The 7,628-nt window shown below is 60.2% G+C and carries 9 protein-coding genes and 1 pseudogene; 9 read left to right on the forward strand and 1 reads right to left on the reverse strand.

Going from position 1 to position 7,628, the window contains the following annotated elements:
* The 8 genes and pseudogenes from ACRXB1_RS25230 to ACRXB1_RS25265 form a co-directional block, all read left to right on the forward strand.
* Positions 1–114, forward strand: a pseudogene (locus tag ACRXB1_RS25230) (threonine-phosphate decarboxylase); the annotation flags it as partial.
* A gap of 20 nt (positions 115–134) precedes the next feature.
* Positions 135–308, forward strand: a complete 174-nt coding sequence (locus ACRXB1_RS25235) for a hypothetical protein (protein ID WP_449493584.1) — start codon at positions 135–137, stop codon at positions 306–308.
* A 103-nt stretch (positions 309–411) separates the two neighbouring features.
* Positions 412–1,605, forward strand: a complete 1,194-nt coding sequence (locus ACRXB1_RS25240) for a CaiB/BaiF CoA transferase family protein (protein WP_449493585.1) — start codon at positions 412–414, stop codon at positions 1,603–1,605.
* A gap of 71 nt (positions 1,606–1,676) precedes the next feature.
* Positions 1,677–3,023: an MFS transporter gene (locus ACRXB1_RS25245; protein ID WP_174362844.1), complete on the forward strand. Its 1,347-nt coding sequence runs from the start codon at positions 1,677–1,679 to the stop codon at positions 3,021–3,023.
* 344 nt (positions 3,024–3,367) lie between these two features.
* Complete coding sequence (locus ACRXB1_RS25250; RefSeq protein ID WP_069638390.1) at positions 3,368–3,763, forward strand: hypothetical protein; 396 nt, start codon at positions 3,368–3,370, stop codon at positions 3,761–3,763.
* Between the two features lie 75 nt (positions 3,764–3,838).
* On the forward strand, positions 3,839–4,123 hold the full coding sequence (locus ACRXB1_RS25255; protein ID WP_062003700.1) for a hypothetical protein: 285 nt from the start codon (positions 3,839–3,841) through the stop codon (positions 4,121–4,123).
* Positions 4,120–4,395: a DUF6723 family protein gene (locus ACRXB1_RS25260; RefSeq protein ID WP_062003087.1), complete on the forward strand. Its 276-nt coding sequence runs from the start codon at positions 4,120–4,122 to the stop codon at positions 4,393–4,395. The genes ACRXB1_RS25255 and ACRXB1_RS25260 overlap by 4 nt, the downstream gene beginning before the upstream one ends.
* Positions 4,396–4,641: 246 nt before the next feature.
* Positions 4,642–4,845 (forward strand): cold-shock protein, encoded by a 204-nt coding sequence (locus ACRXB1_RS25265; protein WP_056365119.1) that lies wholly within the window; start codon positions 4,642–4,644, stop codon positions 4,843–4,845.
* Between the two features lie 438 nt (positions 4,846–5,283).
* Here the strand turns inward: ACRXB1_RS25265 and ACRXB1_RS25270 are convergent, their stop codons facing one another.
* On the reverse strand, positions 5,284–5,571 hold the full coding sequence (locus tag ACRXB1_RS25270; RefSeq protein WP_449493586.1) for a hypothetical protein: 288 nt from the start codon (positions 5,569–5,571) through the stop codon (positions 5,284–5,286).
* Positions 5,572–5,927: 356 nt separating this feature from the next.
* On the opposite strand from ACRXB1_RS25270, the gene ACRXB1_RS25275 reads away from it, so the two are divergent.
* The coding region (locus tag ACRXB1_RS25275) for a methyl-accepting chemotaxis protein (protein ID WP_449493587.1) at positions 5,928–7,628 on the forward strand (1,701 nt) is incomplete at its 3' end.

Raw genomic sequence — 7,628 nt, forward strand, 5'->3', positions numbered from 1 at the left:
GCCAATCCCAACAATCCGACGACACAACAATCAGGCCGTGACGTCCTGCTCGGATGGCACGACCAACTGTCGGCACGCGGCGGTACGCTGATCATCGATGAAGCCTTCGCCGATGCATACAACGACGGCTCAAGGTGTTCAACACGGTCGGCCGCCCGCTGGGACTAACGGCCGTCACACTGGATGAGCCCTGGAGCCAGCGAGATCTGATCGTCGTCGTGCGCGACGTCGGCGCGTTGTCTCCCGTCAGCAAAATGCTCTTCGATCACCTGCTTTCGGTCGAGCATCGCGAACAGAATCCGGCTTGAGCGTTCGCCGTTCGCGAACGGTCGTTGGTGAATTGAGGTTGGACGCGGGGCGCGGCGCGCTCCTAAGCTGTCTTCAGACTGGACATTTCTGGAGACATGCATCATGGCCGGACCGCTTGCAGGCATTCGCGTAATCGAGATCGGCACGCTCATCGCAGCGCCGTTCGCCGCCCGGCTGATGGGAGAGTTCGGCGCCGACGTGATCAAGATCGAAGCGCCCGACAATGGCGACCCGCTTCGCAAATGGCGAAAGCTGCACGAGGGCACGTCACTCTGGTGGTATCTGCAATCGCGCAACAAGAAGTCGGTGTGCGTAAATCTCAAGTCGCCGGACGGTGTGGATGTCGTCAAGCGCCTTGTTGCGGACGCCGATGTCATCATCGAGAACCTGCGTCCCGGCGCGCTCGAAAAACTCGGCCTCGGCTGGGACGTCCTGCACGAAATCAACCCCAGGCTCACGATGGTGCGCATCTCCGGATACGGCCAGTCCGGGCCGTATCGCGACCGTCCGGGCTTTGGCGCGATCGGCGAGGCGATGGGCGGCATCCGCTACACGACCGGCGAAGTCAATGGTGCGCCTGCGCGCGTGGGCGTGAGTCTCGGCGATTCGCTCGCGTCGCTGCATGGCGTGATCGGCGCGCTGATGTCCATCCTGCGCGTGAAGACGGGGCAGGGCGACGGGCAAGTGGTGGATGTTTCGCTGGTCGAAAGCGTGTTCAACCTGATGGAAAGCCTGATCCCCGAATACGATCTGCTCGGCCATGTGCGTGAGCGCAGCGGCGGCGCGTTGCCGGGCATTGCGCCATCGAATACCTATCCGACCGAAGACAACGGTTATGTCGTCATTGCGGGCAACAGCGATCCGATTTTCAAGCGCCTGATGCACGTGATAGGCCGCGCCGATCTAGCCGATGACCCCGCGCTCGCCCGCAACGACGGTCGCGCCGCACAGAGCGAAACGCTGGATGCCGCCATCACCGCGTGGACCTCGCACCATTGCACGCAAGACGTGATCGCCGCGCTCGAAGCAGCGGAAGTACCTGCGGGCAGGATCTATTCCGTGGCGGATATCGTTGCGGACCCGCATTACCAGGCGCGTGACATGTTGCTCGATGCAGCGCTGCCCGGTGGGGTATCGGTGAAGATGCCAGGCATCGTACCCAAGCTCTCGGACACCCCAGGCGAAGTTCGCTGGCAGGGGCCTTCGCTTGGAGAACATACGGATTCCGTATTAAAAGATCTCGGCTTCGATTCGCAGGACGTTGCCCGCCTGCGCCGCGAAGGTGCGGTTCAATAGTCGCCGTCATCACCTTCATTACCTTCAATAACGATGACCGGACATAACAACCAGTCCGGCAGGAGACGATCATGAGCGTTCCAGGCGCCACGGCGACCGCAGTACACGAGCAAGACGAAACCGATTTCAAGGCGATCATCCGGAAGGTCGCGTGGCGGGTGATGCCGCTGATCATGATCTGCTATCTGTTCGCCTTTTTCGACCGCATCAACATCAGCTTCGCGAAATTCCAGTTGCAAAGCGACCTGGGTTTCTCGGACACCGCCTACGGCCTCGGCGCAAGCCTTTTCGTGATCGGCTATGTTTTGTTCGAAGTCCCAAGTAACCTGATGTTGTACAAAGTCGGCGCCCGCCGATGGATTGCGCGCATCATGATTTCCTGGGGTATTGCCACGAGCTTGATGGTGTTCGTGGGCAATGAATGGCAGTTCTATGGGCTGCGCTTCATCATCGGCGCGATGGAAGCGGGGTTCGCGCCCGGTGTGCTGTATTACCTCACGCTGTGGTTCCCGGCGAGTCATCGCGGACGCATCACTTCCTTGCTGTTCCTGGCCTCCGCGTTTTCGGGGCTGGTCGGCGCACCGCTCTCGGGCCTTGTGCTCGGCCACATGGATGGCGTGCTCGGGATTCGCGGCTGGCACTGGCTGTTCCTGCTCGGCGGCTTGCCGTGCATAGCACTCGGTGTGCTCGTGCTCAAGGTTTTGAAGGACCGCATTGAAGACGCGGGTTGGCTCGATCCCACCGAAAAGTCGATGCTCGCAAGCCGTATCGTGCGTCAGGCCCCGCACTCGGGCGCCGGGAAATCGCTCTGGGGCGCAATCACGACGCCGGGGTTCCTGACGCTCGGACTGGTCTACTTCCTGATTCAGGTGGCGTCCTACGGACTCAACTTCTGGGCGCCGCAACTGATTCGCAGCGCAGGCACACACAACCCGACGACGATCGGTCTGTTGACCGCCGTGCCTTACATCTGCGGCGCGATCTGCATGGTCGTCGTCGGCCGTCTTTCCGATGCGTCCGGCGAGCGCCGCAAGTTCGTCTCCGGATTGTTGCTGATGGCGGCAATCGGGTTTTTCGCCGCAGGCATCTTCGACAAACAGACAGGCTTGCTCATCATTTCACTGGGCGTGATGGGCGGCGGCGTGGTCGCATCGATCCCCGCATTCTGGGCCTTGCCGCCCAAACTGCTGACGGGTGCCGGAGCGGCAGGGGGCATAGCGCTGATCAACACGCTCGGGCAGCTCGGCGGCATCGTGAGCCCGGTCATGGTCGGGCGGGTCCGCGACCTGACGGGCAGCACGACGCCAGCGTTGTATGCAATCGGGGCAATGAGCCTGGTTTGCGCCGCGATTCTGCTTTTCGGCCTGCCGGCAACGCTGCGGCAGAAAGATCAGCCGGAGGCGCGGGTTTCTACCTGATTGCAGTCCAGCTTAAAAAGCGCTGTTTCAAGAATATTTGAAACGGTGCTTTATGCTTGTGGATTAACAATTCGGCCACTTATACCGCTTTGAATACCGCTTTGAACTCCGGACTCATGAAAACGGGAAAATCGTCCGGAGAGTTCATCCATCGCTTTAAATACTGTCGGGACATATCCGCGCGGCAAGCATCCCCGGAATCGGCGCTTACTCCGATTTGCCTTGCCCAAAACACCAATTCGGCGCATTCTTAATCGTTCCGATGCCGATGACCGCCTGTTTTCTCTATCGGTTCATCAGGTGTTTTCCACGGCGGTCAGCGCAGTGTGTTCAGCGAGTGCGTCATGACCATCCATATCAGCGAATATCGCGGCTTTGCACTGCGTGCTTATTCGCAGCAGATTTTCCCGCCCCACGGCGATCCGTTCGCAAAAGGCCCGAAGCGATTTTCCGCAATCGTCCAGATCGATTCGGTTCCCACCGACACTGCGACCTCGAAGCGATATTCGCCGGGTCTCAAGGGCACGGAGCCGGCGAGCGCGGACGCGGCGATTGAACTGGCGATGCAGTACGGCCGGGACATCATCGACGGAAAGGTGCAGGCAGGCGCGCTCTACAACGCGCGCAGCGGGCGCTTTTCGCATTCGGTAAGGCGCTTCAGGCCGGCTACGCCGGCTGTTGCGGCAGCGCCTGTGCCGCTGAAGACAGGCAATGACGGCGCAATGAACGACGGCACATGAACTGGGCTGAGAGCCAGGCAGCAATACCGCGTGACGGAATCTCGGGACCTCGCGCACAACCGAAAGAGCATGATCATGAATGACACAGTACGAAGCTACCGCGGCCTTGAAATCTACCCGCTGATCTACCCCCACAAGCCGCGTGGCGCTGACGGTTCGCGGCATTACGACTCAGGATTCGACGCCGCCGTGAAAATCTCGCGGCGCGGTATCGATGACAGCACCACGACCAGCCGGGTCTATCGCGTGCCGGGCGAAAGCCCTTTCACCGGTTCGGGCGAAGCGCGCCTCGCGTCGATGCGCTACGCCGAGCAACTGATCGACGGCAGCGTAGCGGGCGAATCCATCTCCGATCTATGAGTTACTCATCCTCACTCGACCTTCCTCGCGCCGTGTCCTCACTCGACAAACCTGCCGTGCGGAGCAATTACAACGTGGCGGTATCGTCCCGGCGCGCGACGGGCGGCACCATGCCCACGTTGCGCGTGACGCGCCTATCCGACAAGCGTGTGATCTATCCGTTCGTGGGCTGTGCGGACATGCCGCTTTTCCCCGATGCACAGACCGCCCGCGACTACGCCGAGCAGTACGGCGCAAGCCTCGTTGCGGGCGATATTGCCGTGCCGGAGTGATGTGCGCAGGGGCGGCGGGGCGAATACGGGGCGAATAGTCACATTGCGTGACTAAGCTCAGTCCGAAATAGCTTGACACGGCTCCTCAGCGGACGTAATCTGAGGGTCGAAGTATTTCAAGAAGTTCGATTGCTGTTCATCATTCTCCGTTGTCATCTCCGCGGTATTTGTTGTCCTCTCACTTCCTTGAAACTTCTCTCGCCTCATTCAGAGGTTGCATCATCTTTATATTTTCAAGGATTTAATATGGATACCGGTATCGTCAAGTGGTTCAACGACAGCAAGGGCTTCGGCTTCATTACGCCTGACGCAGGCGGCGACGACCTCTTCGCCCACTTTTCGGAAATTCGCAGCGAAGGCTTCAAGACCCTCGCCGAAAACCAGAAGGTTAGCTTCGAAACGAAGCAAGGCCCGAAGGGTCTGCAAGCTTCGAACATTACCCCGCTGTAATTGACGGTGTAATTTGTTTCAGCGTGTGAATTGGTTCGCACCGGTTCACACGTGTATCAAGCGTTTCGCGGAGCTTTGGCTCCCGGTTGCGGCAGCCGTATCAACCAGGTGATCTTTGAGTTATCAGGTTCCACGGCGCCGCTGCCATCAGCATTGCACCTGTCTGCCTCTGCTTGCATGTGTTGCACCTCCACTTTAGTCCGCTGTCGCATTAGTCCTCTGCCGCTTTAGTCCCCTGCAATCTCCTGCAACACTCCGCTGCTACATCGCGATCGAGCTGCGAACGTTTTGAGTTCGTCGCCGCGTTGTACCTCGGGCTGCTTTCTGCTGTATTTCTGCTGCTCCTCTGCGAATTCATGGCCTCGTGCCAGCAACGACGCGTCCTTGCACAAGCTTTTGTGGGACGGCGTTCATTCGTGTGTATCACCCATGCATAACTCAAACCATAACTCTAAAATTTCGCAGTATCACGGCTACAAAGTCATAGCTTTCGCACATCGTCTGCCGGACGGATTGTTCGCGTCCAATTTGCTGCTTGAACGTAACAGCGGCACAGGCAAAGGCAATCGCTATCAGTTTCATGCCCTTGACTACTTCAAGGACGAAGCGCAGGCAATCGGCCACTCCCGCAAGTGGGCCCGCAACTGGGTCGACGATCGCGGCTGATTTCAGCCGGTCGTGAAAATCCCTGACTGACGCGCGCAATAGCGCGGTCAACATCAACAAGGCGCACCTCGGGTGCGCCTTTGTCGTATGCGTCGGCAAAAAATCCCTCAGGAACACGGGCGCTGCGAAATTCAGTAAAAGATCTGCATGTTTTTCCTCAAGCAATTTTTCTGGCGGTCGATAAACACATTGCCTGGATCGACAAATGTGCGACGGAGCATCACGAAAAAAGTTTATCGCGTTCGAGGGGTGAGAGCCTCGCCGTCTTAAAGCACTTTGCGACAGGCATGGGCCGCGGGCAGGACCATCGTTAAAACCGGTCCGCCCGCGCCGCACTCGATCCGCTGGCGGTTCTTTGGGGGCAAAGGCCGCAGCGGCAACTCAGCCGTTATGCCCGTGAGGGCAGGAGTCGCCACATGAATCTCAAAGACGTGTCCATCAAGAGCAAGCTCATCGGAGGATTCGGTGTGCTCGCCGTCATCGTGCTGGGCGTTTCGGTGATGTCGCTGCACGCTTTAAGCGCCTCGACCGACGGCTTCTCCAGCTATGTGCATGGCCCGAATGCCCGCGCCGATGTCGCCACGCAAGTGCGCACGGCCGTGGATCGCCGGGCAATCGCCGCGCGCAATCTCGTGCTCGTCACGAAACCATCGGACCTCGAGATCGAAAAAGCCGAAGTGATTCAGGCCTCGGAAGATGTGCAGACGAAGCTCAAGCTCCTGAAAACCATGGTCGCAACCGGGCCTGACAGCAGCGACACTGCCCGCAGCCTCGTGAGCGAGGTGGATCGTGTGGAATCGCTCTACGGGCCGGTCGCGAATGACATCGTGGCGTTGGCGCTGAGCGGCAAGCACGACGAGGCCATCGTGAAGATGGACAACGAATGCCGGCCCTTGCTGGCCGCGCTCGTCAGGGCCACGAACGCTTACGCGGAATACACGCGTGGGCGTCAGGAGCAGATGGTGCGCGAGTCAGACGAGCAATACCAGACGCAGCGCAACTGGATGGTCGCGCTTTGCGTCGCCGCGCTTGCGTTGGCAGCCGCCGCGGGCGTGTTCATTACGCGCTCGATCACCGTCCCGATCCGCCGTGCAGTCGATGTCGCCAGCACCGTCGCGCGCGGTGACTTGCGCAGCCGCATCGTGGTGATGCAGAAGGACGAAACCGGCCAGTTGCTCGGCGCGCTCGCCGATATGAACGCGCGCCTGATCGAAACCGTGAGCCGCGTGCGTGAAAGCAGCGGAAGCATTGCCAACGCTTCCACCGAGATTGCCACCGGCAATACCGACCTCAGTCAACGGACGGAGGAACAGGCGGCGTCGCTGGAGGAAACGGCGGCGAGCATGGAAGAGCTGACATCGACGGTGAAGCAGAACACGGAGAACGCGCAGCAGGCAAGCGCTCTGGCATCGAGTGCATCGAATGTCGCAGAGCGTGGCAGCAAGGTCGTGAGCCAGGTGGTCGACACCATGCACGGCATCAGCGCGAGCTCGGCGAAGATTGCGGAAATCACCGGGATGATCGAAGGTATCGCGTTCCAGACGAACATTTTGGCGCTGAACGCGGCCGTGGAAGCGGCGCGGGCGGGCGAGCAGGGACGCGGGTTTGCCGTTGTGGCGAGCGAGGTGCGCAGCCTGGCGCAACGGTCATCGAGCGCGGCCAAGGAGATCAAGGAGCTGATCGCCAACTCGGTGCAGCAGGTCCAGAGCGGATCGGTGCTTGCCGGGCAGGCCGGCGAGACGATGGCCGAAGTCACGCAGGCGGTGGCGCGCGTGACGGACATCATGGAGGAGATCGCGGCGGCATCGATCGAGCAGGGGCGCGGTATCGAACAGGTGAATCAGGCGATCACACAGATGGACGAAGTCACGCAGCAGAACGCGGCGCTGGTGGAGGAAGCCGCGGCGGCATCGCATTCGCTGCAGGAACAGGGGCGCCAGTTGATGGATGCGGTTGCGTTTTTCCAGATGGAGGGTTCTGCGGCGTCGAGCGAGCAGGGGCGCGGTATCGAACAGGTGAATCAGGCGATCACACAGATGGACGAAGTCACGCAGCAGAACGCGGCGCTGGTGGAGGAAGCCGCGGCGGCATCGCATTCGCTGCAGGAACAGGGGCGC

The organism is Caballeronia sp. M23-90 (assembly GCF_053574605.1).

Excerpts from the sequence above, each read along its gene's own strand:
- ACRXB1_RS25240 (WP_449493585.1), top strand. The coding sequence starts at position 412 with ATGGCCGGACCGCTTGCAGGCATTCGCGTAATCGAGATCGGCACGCTC.
- ACRXB1_RS25245 (WP_174362844.1), top strand. The coding sequence starts at position 1,677 with ATGAGCGTTCCAGGCGCCACGGCGACCGCAGTACACGAGCAAGACGAA.
- ACRXB1_RS25250 (WP_069638390.1), top strand. The coding sequence starts at position 3,368 with ATGACCATCCATATCAGCGAATATCGCGGCTTTGCACTGCGTGCTTAT.
- ACRXB1_RS25255 (WP_062003700.1), top strand. The coding sequence starts at position 3,839 with ATGAATGACACAGTACGAAGCTACCGCGGCCTTGAAATCTACCCGCTG.
- ACRXB1_RS25260 (WP_062003087.1), top strand. The coding sequence starts at position 4,120 with ATGAGTTACTCATCCTCACTCGACCTTCCTCGCGCCGTGTCCTCACTC.
- ACRXB1_RS25265 (WP_056365119.1), top strand. The coding sequence starts at position 4,642 with ATGGATACCGGTATCGTCAAGTGGTTCAACGACAGCAAGGGCTTCGGC.